The sequence below is a fragment of the Bacillus sp. S3 genome (genome assembly GCF_005154805.1).
Lineage (GTDB): Bacteria > Bacillota > Bacilli > Bacillales > Cytobacillaceae > Neobacillus.
This window is the reverse complement of sequence record NZ_CP039727.1, coordinates 818433-838022: the sequence shown is the minus strand read 5'-3', so window position 1 is coordinate 838022 and position 19590 is coordinate 818433. Positions and strand designations below refer to the sequence as shown.

Sequence of the window (19590 nt, the reverse complement as noted above, 5' to 3'; positions counted from 1 at the left end):
AAGGAGAAAGTAATGGAGAAAAAAGAAATTGAATATAAAATCCGTGAATTAAAATTTGAATATGTACGCTTACAGAATGACTTAGAAAAATTAGAAAATGTAAAAGGGAATCTATCTCCCTTAGAAAAACAGTTAGCAGACATCGAGACTGAACTCCATATGCTTAATGAAACATTAAGAAAAAAATAATCTTTACCTTAAAAAGCTGCCTGACCCCATTGTGTTATCGCTTTAACACTGACTAGGGGCAGGCACCTTTTTTTGATTGAAAAGCTTTTTTTCCCCCATAAGCCCTGTGGTTATTCGGAACGAGAAATGGCTCTTTGAAAAAGCTCTCTAAATTGATCCCTATCCTCTGTTGTAAAAGGTTTTGGCCCCTTTGTACGCTTTCCACTCTTTCGAGCCATTGCACTTAAATAACGTGTTTGTAATAATTGATCAATGTTTTCATTTGTATAAGTAAATCCTTTATGATGGAGGACTAAACACCCTTTTGCTAAGCCGAGCGACGCCAGACCATAATCCTGCGTCACAATTATGTCTTCTTTTTTGGCTAACTTCATAATCCGATAATCCGCCGCATCTGCCCCAGAATCAACATAAATGGTTTCCACTCCTGATGGTTGTTCCGCATTAGAAAAATGTGAAAAGCTTGTTACAAGGACTACAGGAATTCCCGCATTCGTACCTTCAGAGATAATAATATCTTTTACTGGACACGCATCTGCATCAACATAAATTTTCATCTTATTCACTCCTATAAAAAGAAGCAAGGGAAACTGTCCCCTTGCCCCCATTATTGATCTGCTTCCACTGGCAGCCAGATTTGAGACCAATTTTCTATTTCTTTTATGATTGGCTTTAAGGCCAGCCCTTTTTCTGTTAAGGAATATTCAATGCGTACTGGCGTTTCCGGGAATACCTCGCGTTTAACGATTCCTTGATTTTCTAAATCTTTTAGCCGCTCCGAAAGAACCCTTCCACTTATTCCTATTGAAGATTCTAAAGTACAGAAGCGTTTCGCCCCTGTAAGCAGCTGATAAATGACAAGACCTGTCCAGCGTTGGCTCAACATCACCATCGCTTTTTCGAATCGAGGACAAATTTCAGGTTGATTCATGGTTCTCCCCTCCTAATAATATATTATCATATTACAAATACCAATATAATTACAATACACAATAAAATTGTTTGACACAAGTTAGTTTTAAAAATATAATTAGTTACATAAAGTAAGTAACTATAAACTTCATTTTTATTAGTCAAAAGACATTCTCGGATATCACGAGATCCAACAAGGTGGTCCTAAAACATGAATCTTGAAGCAGATGTTTGTATTGTTGGTGCCGGTCCAGGCGGTGCATTACTAGGATATTTGCTTGCAAAAAATGGTATATCAACGATTGTTCTTGAACGTCACGCGGGAATCGACAAAGAATTTCGCGGTGAACATCTCAATCAGGACGGAGAACACGTTTTAAAAAAATATAATTTGTTTGATCAAGTAAAACAAGCCGGGATGCTATTAATGGAACGAGTTGAATATTGGCATCACGGAGACGTAATAAAGACGGTCACACCGGCTGATGGTGAACAGCATGTCGGTATCCATATCCCGCAAAGGAATTTATTAAATGTGTTGATTCAGCAATCTAAACCCTATAAGGATTACAATCTTATGATGGGGACAAAAGTGACTGAGCTTTTATTCACTAAAAATGGCCGTGTTAATGGTCTAAAAGCTTTAAAGGGCGATGAAGAAGTGATCATCAGATGCAAGATTGTTGTTGGTGCAGATGGCCGTTTTTCAACGGTCAGAAAGCTTGCCGAGATGCCATTCACAACCATAAAACATGGCTATGACTTGCTGTGGGCGAAAATTCCCAGCCCGAAAGATTGGGAGCCAACCATTAAAAATGCATTGGTCGACGGTAAGCAGCTTGCTTTATTTAGCCAGGCGGGCGGATTTATACAGATAGGCTGGAATATTGAAGAAGATTCCTTTCCAACATTGAAAAAGCAATCCTTTGCACCGTTTATTGAGCAAGTGCTTACGGCTTTTCCAGAGTTAACGGAAACCGTTCGTCAGCACATCCAATCTTGGAATGATTTTATTTTATTAAAAGTGCAGAGCTGTCAATGTCCAACATGGGCAAAAGACGGAGTCGTCATTTTCGGAGATGCAGCCCATACAATGAGTCCAACAGGTGCCTTTGGCATCAATTGCGCTCTTTTAGATGCAGATGTTCTGGCAGATGTCATTATCGAGGCACTAGACAAACAAGATGTGAGTGCTGCCCAATTAAGAAAATTAGAACATGTTCGTCGGGCTGACATAGAGAAATTACAGAAGCAGCAGATGGTAAAAGAAGAAACTTATCAGGAAAATTTTACGGTTCCAGTTCTGTCTTAAGTAAAACGGTATGGAACCACTATAAAAATATCCCTTTGGAGGAATGAATTATGGCACAAGTTCAATTAAAATCAGATGTTCTCTCTTTATTAGAGGATAAAATAAAGTTAATCAATAAAGGTGAAGAAGCCATTTACCTTGTTGGACCAATCAAGCTGCCAGTCAATTTATACGGTAAAACAGTTGAATTTAAGTGGTACAGCTGGTTGAAGAGCGAAAATGTAACCGAGGATTTCCAACAAGTAATTGATCATTTATCCTCTGCAAATCTAGCAGACCTCCAACAATCAAGTGTCCTCGTTTATGGGGATTTTGAATTTGGAGAGGATGCATTGATTCGAATGCACTCCATCTGTCATACTGGGGATATCTTTGGAAGCAAACGCTGTGATTGCGGGTTTCAGCTTAAACAATCCATGAAAATGATTGCCGAGCACGGGACAGGTGCATTATTTTATTTAGCCAATCATGAAGGCAGAGGCATTGGCTTATTTAGCAAGGCAATGGCCTATATTCTTCAAGAAAATGGATACGATACAGTGGAGGCGAATGAGGGACTTGGTTTTGCTGATGACAGCCGTAACTACGACGAAGCAATCGAGGTTCTTAAAGCATTACGATCAAAGCCTGTCACACTGATTACCAACAATCCCAAAAAACTAAAAGCGTTGAAAGCAGCAGGTGCGCCGGTCTCCGGGCGGACTCCATTATGGGGGGATGTCTCCGAGTACAACGAGAAATACTTACAGACGAAAGTAAGAAAATCAGGTCATATGGCGTAGCTGTTTTTTCAAAAGAAAAGCTGGGATGATAAATTAGATGATGCAAAGCTCCATCTAGTATAGCAGGAGGATTATAGCGCTATGATGAATGATGAATTTTATATGCAGCTGGCATTGAAAAATGCCCAAGCCATGAAAGGTCAGACGGATCCGAATCCACTTGTTGGGGCTGTGATTGTGAACGACAATCGAATCGTCGGGGTTGGGGCCCATTTAAAAGCTGGAGAACCACATGCTGAAATCCACGCCCTTCGTATGGCAGGAGACCACGCCAATGGCGGAACCGCTTATGTGACGCTTGAGCCTTGTTCCCACCATGGCAGAACAGGTCCATGTGCCGTTGCACTGGTAGAGGCCGGAATTAAAAAAGTAGTTATCGCGACACTGGATCCGAACCCAGTCGTAGCAGGAAACGGGGTAAAAATCCTCAAAGATGCTGGAATAGAAGTCACAATCGGGGTTTGTGAAGAAGAATCAAGCCGGATGAATGAAGTTTTCAATAAATTTATTGTGGAGAAAAAACCGTTTGTCACCTTAAAAGCAGCAACCACTCTAGATGGCAAAATCGCGACCCATACAGCCAGCAGCAAGTGGATTACGTCTGCTGAGGCGAGGCAGGATGTCCATCAGCTGCGAAGTGAGAATATGGCGATTCTGGTCGGGGTGAATACGGTTATTCATGATGATCCTGAACTGACTTCGAGAATACCGAATGGGCGGAACCCAATCCGCGTGATTTTGGACTCTACACTAAGAATTCCATTAGAATCTAAGGTGGTTACCGATAAAAAGGCAGAAACTTGGATTTTCACTAGTGAAAATTATGACAAAGATAAACGGAAAATCTTAGAGGATAACGGGATTTCCATTTTTGTAACGAGCGGCTTAAATACGGTTCATGCATCTGATGTCATGAATATCCTTGGAGAAAAGCTTGTTTCTTCGGTTTTAATTGAAGGCGGCGGAACCATTAGTGCCTCCCTATTAGAAAATCATTTAGTAGATAAAGTGGTTCTCTATATCGCTCCTAAATTAGTTGGCGGAAAAAATGCCCTAACTTTTTTAGAGGGTACAGGGATTGAAAAAATGAGTGATGCGGTTGAATTAGCCAACCTAACCGTCACACCAATTGGAAAAGACTATAAATTTATTGGATATCCAATTTACTAAGAAAAGTGGAAGACGCCTGGAGCTAGACAATTTTCAAAATGGAGGGCGCTTAGCTTAGGCGCTGTCCATTTTTTTCTGAAAGAGGTGTTTAGATGAGATTTGGTTTCGATATTGATGATACACTGATTAATTTAAGAGAGTATGCCTTTCATCTTTATAATCAAAAACTAGACCAGGAGCTAGGTTTCGACATTTTTCAAGCATTAAAAACAGTCGAGATTCATGAGCCATTCGGGATGACAGCTGAAGAAGGCAAACAGATGTGGAACAGTACCTTAGAGGATATTTATTACAACGATTGTCCTGCTTTTCCAGGAGCAGTCGAACTGCTGCAGGAGCTTGATAAGCAAGGCCATGAAATTTTTTATATCACGGCAAGGAATCAGGAGCATGGGGAGCGCACGAAGAAATGGTTAGTTGAGCAAGGGTTTCCAGTTCATAATGAACGATTCTTCTGCGGGATGAAGGATCACGAAAAAGTGAACATTATTAAGGAATTAGATTTGGATTATTACTTTGACGACAAGCCGGATATTTTGGATACCTTATCCGAGCAGCCAATAAAGGTCTATCTAAAGGACCAATCATATAACCGGCACGTAAACATGCCACGGATAAAAGATTGGACGGAATGGACGGTGCCTGACACAACTCGAAGTTTGTCGAGTAAAGGCATCTGACTCCCAGTGGGTTAAACAAAGAAGCAAGGGAACCTTCCCTTGCTTCTTTAAATTATCCGAGCTGTTACGATGCCGTCGATTTGCCTGATTTTTTCCACTAGACCGGGAATGATGTCACCGTTTATTTTATCGTCAATATCAATCATCGTATAGGCATATTCCCCACGGCTTCTGTTCACCATGTCAGCGATGTTTAAATGGTAGCTTGATACAGTCGAAGTGATCTGACCAACCATGTTTGGTACGTTTTGGTGGAAAGCGGCAACGCGCTGCTTTCCTGTATAGGGAAGGGAAACGTTTGGAAAATTCACTGAGTTTTTAATGTTTCCTGTTTCCAAAAATTCCTTGACCTGACGAGCCGCCATAATCGCACAGTTTTCCTCTGATTCTGTAGTTGAGGCTCCGAGATGCGGAGTGCAGATTGTATTTTTCATTTTTAGTACATTTTCATTCGGGAAATCCGTCATATACTTCCCTACGATTCCATCTTCAAGTGCAACCGCCATATCGATTTCGTTCACAAGCTCCCCGCGTGAGAAGTTCAAAATATAAACGCCCGGCTTCATAATGCTAAATGAATTTTTATTAAACATTCCTTTTGTGTCATTCGTTAATGGAACGTGGACCGTAATATAGTCAGACTCAGCAAACAATTGCTCAAGAGACATCGCCCGCTGTACATTACGTGATAAGTTCCAGGCTGTATCAACAGAGATAAATGGATCAAACCCGATGACATCCATATCCAAATCGAGCGCATCGTTTGCTACAAGTGCTCCGATCGCCCCTAATCCGATTACACCAAGGGTTTTCCCTTTAATTTCTTTCCCAACAAATTTCTTTTTTCCCGCTTCAACTAGCTTTGATACTTGTTCGCCCTCACCGTCTAACGTCTTTGTCCATGCCACGCCTGCAAAAAGGTTACGGGATAAAGCCATTAATGACGTTAGGACCATCTCTTTTACTGCGTTTGCATTCGCCCCGGGCGTATTAAAAACAACGATTCCTTGCTCGGTGCATTGGTCGACAGGAATATTATTGACACCAGCACCTGCCCGTGCGATTGCTTTTAAATTGTTTCCGAATTCAAATGTATGCATATTAAAACTGCGAACCACAATGGCATCGGGATTCTCGCTGTTATTGTCGACCGTAAATTGATCCTGATTTAATACCTTTAGCCCGCTTTCTGCAATATTATTTAACGTTTTAATTGTTTTTACTTTTTCTGAAACGAGTGTGCTCATCCTATATACCCCTTTTTTGTAAAAGTTTATTTTCAAATTCCTATTAAAAAATGAATATTTCCCTCCAAAAAAGCAGAAAGAGGTAAGGGATTTACATCCCTTACCTCTGCCCAGGCGAACGGCTCCGATACTATGTGCTCCCTCACGGTTATCCGCGTTCGCCAGTCACACACAGCCTTTTCATTTGTTTTACTTTATCAAATTTTCTGATATGTTTCAAGTTAAAATTTAAATTTTGTTGGCGTTTGGTTTTATATTAAAAACTTTTTAAAAACCAATGTAACATTATGTCCGCCGAATCCTAATGAATTGGATAAAACTACCTGTATATCCTTCTTCCTTGCTTCATTCGGTACATAATCTAAATCAAGTTCTTCATCTGGCGTTTCGTAATTAATGGTTGGCGGGATTACGCCTTCCTTAATAGCTAAAATCGAGATAATCGCCTCAAGTGCACCGGTTGCCCCGAGCATATGCCCTGTCATCGATTTTGTCGAACTGATAGATAATTGATAGGCATGTTCTTTGAAAACCTCTTTGATCGCCAACGTTTCGTACAAATCATTATAATGGGTAGATGTACCATGTGCGTTTATATAGTCCACTTGTTCCGGGGTGATTCCGGCATCGGCTAATGCCAATTTCATCGCACGCTGGGCACCTTCTCCCTCTGGTGCCGGTGTTGTAATATGATGGGCATCACCTGTAGCTCCATACCCAATCAGCTCGCCATAAATTCTAGCTCCTCTAGCTAAGGCATGTTCCAGCTCCTCCAATATAACAATTCCTGCGCCTTCACCGATCACAAATCCATCCCGATTCTTATCGAATGGCCGGCTGGCTGTGTTCGGATCAGGATTTTTTGACAGAGCGGTCATATTGGAAAATCCAGCGATGGTCATCTCGGTGATCGTTGCTTCTGTTCCACCGGCAATCATCATGTCTGCGTCCCCTTTTTGAATAACCCTTAACGCATCACCAATGGAATTGGCTCCAGAGGCACATGCCGTCACCGAACAATTGTTGATTCCTTTCGCCCCTACTTCGATGGAAACCTGTCCTGCTGCCATGTCCGGAATAAACATAGGAATCGTAAACGGATTGACCCTTCTTTGACCTTTTTCAATAAATCTTCGGTGCTGTTCCTCAAACTCAGCTAATCCGCCAATTCCCGACCCAATCCATACCCCGACACGTTCAGGTTGAACATCCTTGCCAATATGAATCCCGGCATCTTCTATAGCCATTTTACTTGCAGCCACAGCAAATTGGCTGTAACGTCCCATTCTTCTCGCTTCTTTTTTATCCATGAACTCTTCCGGTGCAAATCCCTTTACCTCTGCAGCTATTTTAATATCCACTTTGTCTGTGTCAAAAATAGTGCCCGGGCCAATACCTGACACCCCGTTTTTAATGTTTTCCCATGTTGTATGAGCATTATTGCCTAATGGCGTAACTGCTCCAATGCCCGTAATCACCACTCGTTTTCCCATATAAGCTCTCTCCTGTTTGTTATTTTTTTAGAAAATCCGCAAATTGTTGAAGCATTGTCCTGACTAACGGACTGGTTTGCTCCGGTAATTCTTCGATATCAAAGAACCCTGCATCGAGCGTTTCTTCCCCATCAATCTGTATGGTACTATTTTTAATATCCTTTGAGATATAGGCAATGGTCACTGGATAGAATTCATCCCCATTTGCCAGTTTTCTAAAATACTGCTTGCCTGAGAAAACATTGACTAGCTGCAGCTGGCCAATTTCAACTCCAGTTTCTTCAAAAACTTCCCTTCTTGCGGCTTCCTCTGCGGATTCACCTAATTCTAACAGGCCGCCTGGAAGCCCCCAGATCCCCTCGGGCCGTTTCTGTAATAATATTCTTCCATGGGCATCGATCACACCCACCATTGCGCCTGCTAATATAATTGGCCGGGTTCCAATGATTTCCCGTAAATCTTCAATATAGCCCATTTGCTCCTCCAAAAATCTCCATTTTTTAAACAGCTCTCTATATGTATTCGGGAATTACCCGGGTTCCCCTCCTTTAACCTTATAAATCACAAAGATAAATGGCCAATTTAAATGACATTTTCTCATTCTTTAGCATAAATGTATATATATACACATATATTTATAAAACATTTTCACTTGAAAGGGGAATCTTTTATGGATAATTGCATTTCTTGTGGAAAAGAATTATCGATCATGGAACGGAACCGGACGGAATGCTGGGAATGCCGAGACACGACTGTGGAAGCCTACACGGAAGATGAATAATTATTTCTAAATAAAGGTACTGCCCCTTCTCGTGTAGAAAAGCGATAATGTAGCGGGGGCAGGCATGACTATTCAACTTACTTTATTTATAGTGTCCAGGATACTATTCACCTTTTCATTCCCTTTCACCGCTTTTAGCATCTTTTTTATATTATCTGATACGTCGATCACCGTGGTTTTCTCATGATTAGTCTTATATTTAGAAATGAAATTCTCAATCAGTTTTAAAAACTTGGTATTTTCTTCAACCACATTTCCGTTAGCTAAAAGTGCCCACGTATTATTCACACGTTTTATGTCCAGATTAATTTTTTTCTTAATCTCTATATTTTCTTTTTCAGCTGCTGAAAGGCTACCTTTTACATCCGGCAAAAAGATTTTATTATGGACATCAGATAATTATTCTCTGCTTAATTTATGGGCAATTTTGCACAAATGTTCATGTTCGCTTTGGGCACGCCGAATACTAAAATCACACAATTTATTTAATATATGAATTTGAGCTTGAATACTTGCAATATAAGCATCCGACGAAAGCTTTCCATTTTCTATATCCTTATTAAATAATTTAACTACCATATCATTATCAGTAAACATACGAATACTTGTAGTTATTTTTTCGTCATATTTTTGAATTATTTTAATACTACACTCTACAGCAAATATTTCAGATAATAATCCACTGGCAGCAATGTGATAATTTGAGAAGCTGTAGGGCTTAAAGAAACCATAACTATTAATTTCTACTATTCCTGCTCCGACCATTAAACCTTTTTGTGACCCGTCAATAATATATTGAATCATGTAAGTGCCTCCGCTTTAGTGCTTAGATTTTAATTAAATTGGAATGATCAAGAAGCTATACGTTCTCTAAAATCGCCCAAATCAAACCAGTTAATAGATTTTTCCAAATGTACCAAATGTACATACCATCCTTTCATACGTATGTACATTTATTTTAGTTTCATTCAAATGGTTTTTCTTTCACGCTAATTACTTCGCTTGAAACCATTTCAGTAGAAATTTGGAAAGTGCAAAAAAGCGACTTCCTTGATAAAAGGAATTCGCTTTTTTATTGTTTATTATTTTTTTCGTTAAATGGGCCGAGTGCGACATAAAAGAAGAATCTAGAATGATCCTACTTGGAGGTTTTCGTGAATTTCGGACCTTAACTTCGAAGTAGAACCTGTCTACTTCGATGTTTGAGTGAATTTTAGGTACGAACGTCGAAGTAGAACCCGTCTATTTGGATGTTTGAGTGAATTTTAGGTACGAACGTCGAAGTAGAACCCGTCTATTTGGATGTTTGAGTGAATTTTTAGTCCAACCCCGATGTAGAATCGGCCTACGTAGTGGTTTCGTGGATTTTTTAGCTCAAACCCTGATGTAGAAAGACCCTACGTCGCACTCCCCCCCAATAGCGACTTACTCCAAGGAAGAAAGTTAAAAAGAAAGCGGCTAGTAATCTATTTCCTGTCACTTATACTCTATATTAAAATTGTGGATGCGGTCTTGTTACTCGACGAATGCTCCTTTTTGAACACGATCTTTCCAGACATATAGGTTTCTAGCACATGCACCTGATCAATATCTTCCGAACTCACCTGTAAAATATCCTCGTTTAACACAATAAAGTCCGCATGAAATCCTGGCTTCAGCTGTCCGACTCCCGGAATGCGAGTCACTTCCTGCGCGCCTCTGGTGTAAAGTTCTATGGCCGTTGCCGCATCGATGCGCTGTTCCTGACCTGTGTCCGTTCCATCATAGGCAATCCTAGTCACAGCTGATTTAATCGCCACAAACGGATCTACCGGATCGGCCCATGCTGTTGCCGGTGCGTCGGACGAAAAGGCTACCTTTATCCCTGCATCAAGGAAGGTTTTAACTGGATACGTTTGTTTTGTCCGTTCAGTACCTAAATTATTGAGGTAGCTTTCGATTTCAGCAAACAGGAAGATCGGCTGCGTTACAAAGGCAATTCCGGTTTCTGCGGCCCGCTCGATTGCCTGACTTGTCGGCATCGCGGCATGCTCGATTCGAACAGATGGCCCATCTGTCAGCCACATTTTTCTGCCGTAAAAGGTATCAACAATTAAATCAATCGCCTGTTCCCCCATGGCGTGAACAACTAATTGAACACCGTGCTGTTCTGCCGCCTCTGCAGCGGCTAACAACTCCTCCTTGGAGGTGGTAGCGATACCGTAGTTTTCATCGCCGCCTAAGAATGGAGGATTAACCCATGCCGTTCTTCCTGACACACTGCCGTCTGAAAATAGCTTAATACCGCCAATATGAACAGGCTGTTCCCTGTCGGTTCTTTCCTTCGTTAATAGTGACTGCCCCTGTAACTCTTCCCATATATAGTAGAGGACGGTCCGCTGCTTCAATCCCTTATCACGAGCCTCGTTATACATTTCTACGTAATCAATTGGCTTGTGCAGCCCCATAAGATCTGTAATCGCCGTGATTCCATGCGCGAGAAGATTCGGGCTTAATTCTGCAAGAATCGCAGCATTATCCTCAAGTGAAACTTGCGGCATCTTATTTAACACTAAATGTCTGGCACTTTCACGAAAAATGCCCGTAGGTTCCCCGCTTTCATCCCGATCAATCTGCCCGCCCGGCGGGTTTGGCGTATCCTTTGTAATAGCGGCAATCTCCAACGCCTTGCTATTAACGGAAATGATATGGGCACATGTGCGAGTAACCACTACAGGAGCATCTGCACATGCTTGGTCAAGGTCCCAGCGATTAGGGGCACGGCCTTCTGATAATTTGCCCTCATCATATCCCCAGCCTTCTACCCACTCCTCAGGCGTTTGCTGCGCCCGCTGTTTGCGAATTTCCTCAAGCAGCTCTTCAATGGAATGAACTAACGGTGCCGTGCAGGCAATTTGCTTTGTGGCATTTGCTAGATAAAGGGGGTGCAAATGCGCATCAATAAATCCAGGAAGAACGCGGCGGCCTTGAAGATCGACACGTTCCCCTTCCATTTCTGCAATCTCCGGTTGTTCTCCAACCCACTCGATTCGGCCATCGTTTACGACCATTGCACTGGCATAGGGCTGCTCAAAATTAGATGTAAAGATCCGTCCATTTATAAAAATTGTTTTATTCATGATGTTATCTCCTCGTCAAAAAAATTTCCGTCTAATCTGATCAACAAACAATTATGCTTTTTCCTCCGGTTCAATGAATGACACTTGTTCTTGCTTATTGGATGCAAGTTTATAGATTACGGCACCAAATATTCCACCAACAATTGCCGGTACCAGCCACGAAAAACCGTTTGAGCTAAAAGGGAGCATGGAAATCAGGTTTAATATCCCTTGAATGTTGACGCCTAACGCTCCCATTGTTTCAAACAAACTGACAATAAAGGTTAATAGGATAGCACCGCGATAGGCTCCCGGGTTCGGAAGGGCTTTATGGAATAATCCTAAGAATACTAAAACAATAGCTACGGGATAAAGCGCAAGGAAGATCGGCATCGCATAATTGATAATTTTTTCAACACCAAGTGTTCCCATTGCTGCGCCGACAAGACAAACAATTAGCGCACCATAGCGGTAGCTTATTTTATTATTTGTTAAGTCATTTAAAAAATCGCCAATGACAGCCGTTACACCGATTGCCGATGTTAAACAGGCTAACGCAATCGTAATCGCTAATAAAATTGCACCAGAGTTTCCTAATAACCGATTAATCAATTCGGATACGAGTGCCGTGCTTTCAATATCCTTTGGGTATAATCCGCTGCCGGCGGCTCCAAGGTATAATAAACCGCCGTAAACCACCAATAACCCAATCCCGGCAATCACGGTTGCAGAAATAGCTACCTTTTTCATCGCGGCACCTTTATAACCGTGGCCTATAATAGCTGCGATAATGATAGGGGCACAAAAAATTCCGGTGATCACATCCCCCGTCTGATACGCATTAATAAAGGCATTGGAAAATGGGTTTTTTAACTCTGTTGCAATCGGTGAACCAATCGGATCGAAAATCCCTTTAATCACAATAAATGTTAGAATAACGACTAGAAGAGGGGTAAGAATCTTGCCAATTTTATCAATGACGTTGGACCTATCCATAGCAAAATAAAAGGTTATGGCGAAGAATACTAAAATTGTAACTATAGAAGGCACTTGTGGGAAAAAGGTTTTAACCCCTAATTCATGGGTAGTTGCTGCCATTCGCGGAATCGTAACAAACATCCCAATTCCAACCATTAGTAATAGATTAAAAACTTTATAAAACCAAGGGCTGATTGGTTTAGTTAAATCTTCAAATTTACCGCCAACGTTTATGATGGCGATTACAGCTAATAAAGGAAGCGCGATTCCAGTAATACAAAAACCAATTAATGCCTGAAGCCAATTTGTCCCTGAAGCAAGACCGATTGTTGGAGGGAAAATTAAGTTGCCGGCACCAAAAAATACTGCAAATAAAGCAAAACCAATTATAACGGTATTTTGTACAAGTTTATTCGATTGCATCATTACACCTCTTTTTCTTGAAATCGTTTACATTTTTTTACACTTACTAGACCACTCTAATACCTCGACAATATTAACATGGACTTGTTCACCCCTTGTTATTTTTTATAGTTGCAATATTCGTGCCAACTTTACGTATTTTTCTTCGAATTCCATATAATAGCCCTGATAATACTTTTAAATTCCCCTTTTATAGGATATAAAGAATTCCGATTTCACTAAATATTCAGTAAGGGTAAGTAAATCTCATACGGTAAATAGGCGAGTTGTAAAATAATTTTTTTAAAATTGTAAAAAAAATTTTACCCCATACAAAAAAAAACAGTGGAAATCTGATAGAAATCCACGGATTAAAGGCTGAATGTTAACTTAGCTGATATTTATCCAATTTGTATCTTAATAACTGTTTAGAAATCCCCAGCCCTTTAGCTGCTTCAGTTAATTTTCCATTTGTTCTCTTTAATTCTTTGGCAATGATCTCTTTCTCATAGTTTTCAACTGCATCCTTTAATGAATGAATCTTGGTTCCCCTTTGTACCATCTTTGTGGTCCCTTGATATTCCCTGATTCGCTTCGGTATATCTTCAATGGTGATCATATCCGTCAAAGCATTATTATAAGCTGTTTCTACCGCATTCTTAAGCTCCCTGATATTCCCCGGCCAGTGATATTTTTTAAAACACTCCAATACCTCCGGCTCGACACCTTTGATAAACAAATCCATGTGAGTATTATAAAAGTCAATAAAGTTTTTGAGCAGTACGGCAATATCTTCTTTGCGTTCATTTAAGCGCGGTAAATCGATTTGGACAACCCCTAAGCGATAATAGAGATCTTCACGCAGTTTTTTCTCAGCCACTAACGTATCAGGATCTTCATTTGTTGCGGAAATTACCCTGATGTTCACGGTAATATTTTTATTACCGCCTATTCTTCTAATCATTTTTTCCTCAATGGCTTTTAAGAGTTTGACCTGCAGATAATAATCTAAAGAATTGATCTCGTCTAAAAACAATGTTCCGCCATCAGCCTGCTCGAATAACCCCGGCATATCTACAGCACCGGTGAAACTGCCCTTTACCGTTCCAAATAAAGTACTTTCCAATAGGTTGGGCGGAATGGCACCACAGTTCAGTGAAATAAATGGCCCGCCAAATCGGTCGCTTTCATTGTGAATCGACTGTGCAACCATTTCTTTCCCCGTACCCGTTTGGCCAAAAATTAATACAGTCGAGTCCGTCTTCGCGATTTTTCTAATTCTATTTTTTACTGTCTCCATATTTGCATTGACTGTAATGATATTATCAATAGTATAGATCGTATTGTTTTTTCGAAAAACTTTATGACTGGCAAAATTATTGAGAGAGTGAATATCTTCTTTCGTGTAAAAATGTTTCGAGAATTCAATCGCCCCGATAATTTTATCGTTTTCTTCGATTGGATAGGTTGAATTAACTGAAACAAGCAGATTCCCATTTTTAGTGACTAGCTCTTGTTTTACGTTACAAATTGCCTTCCCATTTTTCAAAACGTTCATTATGGTGCTATTTTGGTTGGTTAAGTTTTTATAAAATGAGGTGATATGCTTTCCCATAAATTCTTCCGGCCTGACACCCATTTCACTAAGAACCTTTAAATCGGCAAGATCATAAAAGAGAATCATTCCCTTTTCGTCAGTAATTAAAATATCATCAAAATCTGATAAATGCTTGAAATTTTCTAGATTCAACCTTTTGCCCTCCAATCCGAACAACATCGAGCCTATTATATTATATAGCAAAACCAATTCAAAAAGTTCAATATAATCCTTACATATAAAACCAAAAACTCTTTCCGAATTCCGGAAAGAGTTTTTAAGGTATCTGTTTTTTAATCCGAGCCTGTTATTAATAAATCATCCTGGATGGTTGCTAATACGGTCTGTGTATGAACCTTTTGCCCCTCTTTAACTTTTAAGGAGGTAATATACCCGCTTACCCCAATCGAAATCTCTTCAATCCTACCATTATGAGTTTTAATTAAAAATAGTTTCTCCCATTCGTATACATGGTTACTTTCCTTCGTAAAAACCTGCTCTACGGTACCAGAACAAGGACTATAAATATCTTCCTCTTTAACTAACAAGTACTTTCACTCCTTTTTTAATTTAAAGTTATTGGGAGAATACCAATTTTTCCGCCTTTTCAGGTAGGGGATTTCCTTCAATTCAGGCTATTTTACTGTACTAATTTAAATTCAAAATTAGACCCAGCCTCTAAATTGGGATGCTTCTGCTACTTTCTTAATTCCAACCATATAAGCTGCCAGCCGCATATCAACCTGATGTGTACGTGCGGTGTGATAAATAGCTTCGAATGAGTCAACCATTACCTTCGCCAGCTTTTCATTTACTTCTTCCTCGGTCCAATAATAGCCTTGATTATTTTGGACCCATTCGAAATAAGAAACGGTAACTCCGCCGGCACTCGCAAGAATATCTGGCACAAGGAGAACTCCACGCTCTGTTAAAATTTTTGTCGCCTCAAGTGTTGTAGGTCCATTTGCAGCCTCGACTAAAATGGAAGCTTTAATATTCGCTGCATTTTTGGAAGTGATTTGGTTTGAAATAGCCGCTGGAACAAGAATATCACAGTCTAATTCAAGTAGTTCTTGGTTAGTAATCGTATCTTTAAATAGTTGGGAGAATGTGCCGAAGCTATCCCTTCTATCTAATAGGTAGTCAATATCAAGCCCGTTCGGGTCATGAACAGCTCCATATACATCTGAAACAGCAATTACTTTTGCCCCGGCATCATGCAAGAATTTGGCAAGATAGCTCCCTGCATTTCCGAAGCCTTGAATCACAACGCGGGCGTCTTTCAGCTCAATTCCTTTTTTCTTCACAGCCTCATCAATACAGATCGTTACACCGCGGGCAGTTGCCGTTTCACGACCGTGGGATCCGCCTAAAACAATTGGTTTCCCAGTAATAAATCCAGGTGAATCAAATTCGCGCAGACGGCTGTATTCATCCATCATCCATGCCATGATTTGTGAGTTTGTATACACATCCGGCGCTGGGATGTCTTTCGATGGTCCGACAATCTGGCTAATAGCCCGAACATACCCACGGCTTAACCTTTCAAGCTCTCGGAAAGACATCTGCCGCGGATCACAAATGATCCCGCCTTTTCCTCCGCCATAAGGAAGGTTCGTAATGCCGCACTTTAAACTCATCCAAATCGATAATGCCTTTACTTCTTCTTCATCCACCTCAGGATGGAAGCGAACGCCCCCTTTTGTCGGGCCGACGGCATCATTATGCTGAGAGCGATATCCAGTAAAAATTTCCACTGACCCGTCATCCATTCTGACCGGTATACGGACTGTTAACATTCTGATTGGTTCTTTCAATAATTCAAACATTTCATTTTTATAGCCCAATTTTGCTAGCGCTTGTTGTATGACTGATTGGGTCGAGTAAAATAGATTTAATGACTCTTGTTCCGCTTGTTGATCCTTTGTCATTTCCTTTGATATAGACGTCGTCGCAGTCATGTAAGACACCTCATAGAATAATAGTGTATTTTTAAGCTAAAACCTCTTTAATTTTCTCAATAGCCCAATCGATTTCTTCTTTTGTAATAATGAGCGGCGGTGCAAAGCGAATGACAGTTTCATGTGTTTCTTTGCATAATAACCCTTTATCCTTTAACTGCTCACAATAGACCCTAGCTTCCTCTGTTAGCTCAACACCAATAAACAAGCCTCTGCCCCTAATTTCTTTAATGATAGGATTGTCGATAGCTTTTAATTGTTCAAGGAAGTAGTTTCCTAATTCAAGCGAGCGTTCAGCTAGTTTTTCTTCTTCAATTACTTCAAGTGCTGCAATAGAAACGGCACAAGCAAGTGGATTTCCGCCAAACGTCGATCCATGTGAGCCAGGGTTGAATACGCCTAAAATATCGGCATTCGCCACTACGCATGAAATCGGGAACACGCCGCCGCCGAGGGCTTTTCCTAAAATCAGCATATCAGGATTGATTCCTTCCCACTCATAAGCGAACATTTTACCCGTACGCGCTAGTCCTGCTTGAATTTCATCAGCTATGAACAGGACATTGTTTTCTTTACATAAATCAAAGGCTGCTTTAATAAATCCTGCCGGTGGAATAATGATCCCCGCTTCTCCTTGGATAGGCTCGATTAAAAACGCAGCGGTATTTGGTGTAATCGCTGCTTTTAACGCCTCAATGTCACCGTAAGGGATTAAATTGATTCCGGGCAGCATCGGACCAAAGCCGCGCTTATATTCCGGATCAGACGATAAGGAGACAGCTCCCATTGTCCGGCCATGGAAGTTGCCGATACAGGCAATAATTTCTGCTTGGTTTTCACCAATCCCCTTCACATCATATCCCCAGCGGCGCGCAGCCTTAAGGGCGGTTTCGACAGCCTCTGCCCCTGTATTCATCGGGAGAGCCATGTTTTTATTTGTTAATTGACAAACCTTTTCATACCATAGACCAAGCTGGTCGTTATGGAAGGCCCTAGAAGTAAGTGTTACTTTATCGGCTTGATCCTTTAAGGCTTGAATGATTTTTGGATGACGGTGCCCTTGGTTAACGGCTGAATAGGCACTAAGCATATCCATGTAGCGATTCCCTTCTGGACTTTCTACCCATACTCCCTCTGCTTTTGAAATAACGATTGGCAGCGGATGATAGTTATTCGCACCAAATTTTTCTGTCTGTTCAATAATTTCAGTTGTCTTTGCTGTTGTTTTAGTCACTATGTTTGCTCCCTTCATTGTTTATCCTGAAAGTGGGAGCTTCAGGAAGAAGTCCCCTTTCGGGCAAATAAATTATTATAAAGTTTCAGATGTTGTTTTTGCTTGCATATGAAGCAGTAAATAATCAGGGCCGCCTGCTTTAGAGTCTGTTCCTGACATATTAAAGCCGCCGAATGGCTGATAACCGACAATCGCACCGGTGCAGACGCGGTTAAAATACAGGTTTCCGACATGGAATTCTTCCCGTGCCCGTTCAATATGTTCACGATTATTAGAAATAAGCGCACCAGTTAAACCATAATCGGTATTATTGGCAATCTCCATCATATGGTCAAAATCACGTGCTTTACAGAATGCCACGACCGGTCCGAAAATTTCCTCCTGCATCAGGCGTGATTTTTCATCTAGGTCAGCGAAAATCGTTGGCTGGATGAAGTAGCCCTTCGTATCATCGCCTTCACCGCCAGTCATCAATTTGCCTTCTTGCTTGCCAACTTCAATATAATTCATGATTTTCTTAAATGACTTGTCATCAATAACAGGTCCCATGTAGTTTTCAAGATCTTCCGGGTTTCCAATAGTCAGTGTTTTCGTTAAGGCAACCGCTTTTTCAAGCACTTCGTCGTACACATCTTGATGAACTACCGCACGAGAGCCCGCAGAACACTTTTGCCCTGAAAAACCGAATGCAGAATAGACAATGCTTGCTGCAGCTAATTCTAAATCAGCATTGCTGTCGACTACGACCGTATCCTTACCGCCCATTTCTGCAATAACTCGCTTAATCCAAATTTGCCCCGGGTGAACCTTTGCTGCACGTTCATTAATGCGGCAGCCAACCTCACGGGAACCTGTAAAGGATACGAAACGTGTTTTTGGATGGTCCACTAGGTAATCACCAATTTCTGCACCGCTTCCAGGTACAAAGTTAAGCACCCCTTGAGGCAGTCCCGCTTCTGTCATTAGCTCTACGAATTTGGCTGCAACGACAGGTGTGGAGTTGGCAGGTTTCAAAAGGACTGTGTTCCCGGAAACAATCGCCGCAACCGTTGTTCCAGCCATTATCGCTAATGGGAAGTTAAACGGTGAAATAATAATGCCGACTCCAAGTGGAATGTAATGGAATTGGTTAAACTCGCCATCACGGCTGTTTACCGGGAAGCCTTCTTTAATCCGCAGCATTTGTCTTCCGTAATACTCAAGGAAATCGATTGCCTCTGCTGTGTCGGCATCGGCTTCCCTCCATGGCTTTCCTGCTTCCTTCACAAGGTACGCAGAAAATTCATGTTTACGGCGTCTCATGATTGCAGCAGCGCGAAAAATGATATTCGCGCGGTGTTCCGGCTTCCACTTTTTCCAAGATTCAAAGGTTGTTAAGGCTGACTGCATCGCTTGTTCCGCTAATTCTTGGTCTGCCATTGAAACCCGGCCGATGACTTCGTCTTTATTTGCTGGATTAATAGAGATGATTTTTTTATCCGTTGTAATCGGTTCCCCGCCAATAACGACTGGGTAATCCTTTCCTAATTGGGATTGTACATAGGTTAAAGCCTCTTGAAATGCTGGGCTTTCTTTCTCATCTGCAAAATTAGTAAATGGTTCATGTGTGTACGGTTTCATGTTAAACCTCCTTGATTATTGGTCACTTATTTTTAATGCAATTATCGTGCCAACTTTCCGCTGCTTTGTTTACAAGGTTCGTATACAATCGGCGCAAAATAATTTTGCGCAAAAAGTTTTATTCATAAAAATAC

Annotated in this window: 19 protein-coding genes and 1 riboswitch; of the genes, 5 read left to right on the top strand and 14 right to left on the bottom strand. The window is 41.0% G+C overall.

What is annotated here, in order from left to right; all coding sequences use genetic code 11:
• Positions 1-12: 12 nt before the first annotated feature.
• Entirely contained in the window at positions 13-189 is a 177-nt protein-coding gene (locus FAY30_RS27075) for an SE1832 family protein (RefSeq protein ID WP_190284806.1), read from the top strand.
• 110 nt (positions 190-299) lie between these two features.
• On the opposite strand, the gene FAY30_RS03870 is transcribed toward FAY30_RS27075, so the two are convergent.
• Together FAY30_RS03870 and FAY30_RS03865 are read right to left on the bottom strand one after the other, a co-directional pair.
• On the bottom strand, positions 300-746 hold the full coding sequence (locus FAY30_RS03870; protein WP_149868645.1) for a YaiI/YqxD family protein: 447 nt from the start codon (positions 744-746) through the stop codon (positions 300-302).
• A 50-nt stretch (positions 747-796) separates the two neighbouring features.
• Complete coding sequence (locus FAY30_RS03865; protein WP_149868644.1) at positions 797-1120, bottom strand: winged helix-turn-helix transcriptional regulator; 324 nt, start codon at positions 1118-1120, stop codon at positions 797-799.
• Positions 1121-1312: 192 nt separating this feature from the next.
• Between FAY30_RS03865 and FAY30_RS03860 the strand changes: the two genes are divergently transcribed.
• The 4 genes from FAY30_RS03860 to FAY30_RS03845 all read left to right on the top strand — a co-directional run bounded on the left by FAY30_RS03860 (position 1313) and on the right by FAY30_RS03845 (position 5045).
• Entirely contained in the window at positions 1313-2413 is a 1101-nt protein-coding gene (locus FAY30_RS03860) for an FAD-dependent monooxygenase (protein WP_149868643.1), read from the top strand.
• 50 nt (positions 2414-2463) lie between these two features.
• Positions 2464-3195 (top strand): GTP cyclohydrolase II, encoded by a 732-nt coding sequence (locus FAY30_RS03855; RefSeq protein ID WP_149868642.1) that lies wholly within the window; start codon positions 2464-2466, stop codon positions 3193-3195.
• 81 nt (positions 3196-3276) lie between these two features.
• Entirely contained in the window at positions 3277-4365 is a 1089-nt protein-coding gene (ribD, locus tag FAY30_RS03850) for a bifunctional diaminohydroxyphosphoribosylaminopyrimidine deaminase/5-amino-6-(5-phosphoribosylamino)uracil reductase RibD (RefSeq protein ID WP_149868641.1), read from the top strand.
• 92 nt (positions 4366-4457) lie between these two features.
• Positions 4458-5045, top strand: a complete 588-nt coding sequence (locus FAY30_RS03845) for a 5' nucleotidase, NT5C type (RefSeq protein WP_149868640.1) — start codon at positions 4458-4460, stop codon at positions 5043-5045.
• A gap of 47 nt (positions 5046-5092) precedes the next feature.
• On the opposite strand, the gene FAY30_RS03840 is transcribed toward FAY30_RS03845, so the two are convergent.
• The 12 genes from FAY30_RS03840 to pruA all read right to left on the bottom strand — a co-directional run bounded on the left by FAY30_RS03840 (position 5093) and on the right by pruA (position 19456).
• Complete coding sequence (locus FAY30_RS03840) at positions 5093-6292, bottom strand: phosphoglycerate dehydrogenase (RefSeq protein ID WP_149868639.1); 1200 nt, start codon at positions 6290-6292, stop codon at positions 5093-5095.
• A gap of 101 nt (positions 6293-6393) precedes the next feature.
• Positions 6394-6471: riboswitch (ZMP/ZTP riboswitch) on the bottom strand.
• A 72-nt stretch (positions 6472-6543) separates the two neighbouring features.
• The gene (gene fabF / locus FAY30_RS03835; protein ID WP_149868638.1) at positions 6544-7785 is read right to left on the bottom strand and encodes a beta-ketoacyl-ACP synthase II; all 1242 of its coding nucleotides are present in this window, start codon (positions 7783-7785) and stop codon (positions 6544-6546) included.
• A 19-nt stretch (positions 7786-7804) separates the two neighbouring features.
• Positions 7805-8260 (bottom strand): NUDIX hydrolase, encoded by a 456-nt coding sequence (locus FAY30_RS03830; protein ID WP_149868637.1) that lies wholly within the window; start codon positions 8258-8260, stop codon positions 7805-7807.
• 378 nt (positions 8261-8638) lie between these two features.
• Complete coding sequence (locus FAY30_RS03825; protein ID WP_149868636.1) at positions 8639-8938, bottom strand: hypothetical protein; 300 nt, start codon at positions 8936-8938, stop codon at positions 8639-8641.
• Positions 8939-8965: 27 nt separating this feature from the next.
• Complete coding sequence (locus tag FAY30_RS03820; RefSeq protein ID WP_149868635.1) at positions 8966-9370, bottom strand: hypothetical protein; 405 nt, start codon at positions 9368-9370, stop codon at positions 8966-8968.
• Between the two features lie 683 nt (positions 9371-10053).
• On the bottom strand, positions 10054-11685 hold the full coding sequence (locus FAY30_RS03815; RefSeq protein ID WP_149868634.1) for an amidohydrolase: 1632 nt from the start codon (positions 11683-11685) through the stop codon (positions 10054-10056).
• Between the two features lie 51 nt (positions 11686-11736).
• The gene (gene brnQ, locus FAY30_RS03810; RefSeq protein ID WP_149868633.1) at positions 11737-13065 is read right to left on the bottom strand and encodes a branched-chain amino acid transport system II carrier protein; all 1329 of its coding nucleotides are present in this window, start codon (positions 13063-13065) and stop codon (positions 11737-11739) included.
• Positions 13066-13429: 364 nt separating this feature from the next.
• Positions 13430-14794 carry a sigma-54 interaction domain-containing protein gene (locus FAY30_RS03805; RefSeq protein WP_190284805.1) on the bottom strand — a complete coding sequence of 455 codons (1365 nt, stop codon included), beginning with the start codon at positions 14792-14794 and terminating at the stop codon, positions 13430-13432.
• A gap of 140 nt (positions 14795-14934) precedes the next feature.
• Positions 14935-15189 carry a biotin/lipoyl attachment domain-containing protein gene (locus FAY30_RS03800; RefSeq protein ID WP_223820882.1) on the bottom strand — a complete coding sequence of 85 codons (255 nt, stop codon included), beginning with the start codon at positions 15187-15189 and terminating at the stop codon, positions 14935-14937.
• A gap of 117 nt (positions 15190-15306) precedes the next feature.
• On the bottom strand, positions 15307-16572 hold the full coding sequence (locus tag FAY30_RS03795) for a Glu/Leu/Phe/Val family dehydrogenase (RefSeq protein ID WP_223820969.1): 1266 nt from the start codon (positions 16570-16572) through the stop codon (positions 15307-15309).
• Positions 16573-16633: 61 nt separating this feature from the next.
• The gene (locus tag FAY30_RS03790; RefSeq protein ID WP_411675473.1) at positions 16634-17836 is read right to left on the bottom strand and encodes an ornithine--oxo-acid transaminase; all 1203 of its coding nucleotides are present in this window, start codon (positions 17834-17836) and stop codon (positions 16634-16636) included.
• 75 nt (positions 17837-17911) lie between these two features.
• A complete protein-coding gene (pruA, locus tag FAY30_RS03785) occupies positions 17912-19456 on the bottom strand; it encodes an L-glutamate gamma-semialdehyde dehydrogenase (RefSeq protein ID WP_149868629.1) in 1545 nt (514 codons plus the stop codon).
• Between the last annotated feature and the right edge of the window lie 134 nt (positions 19457-19590).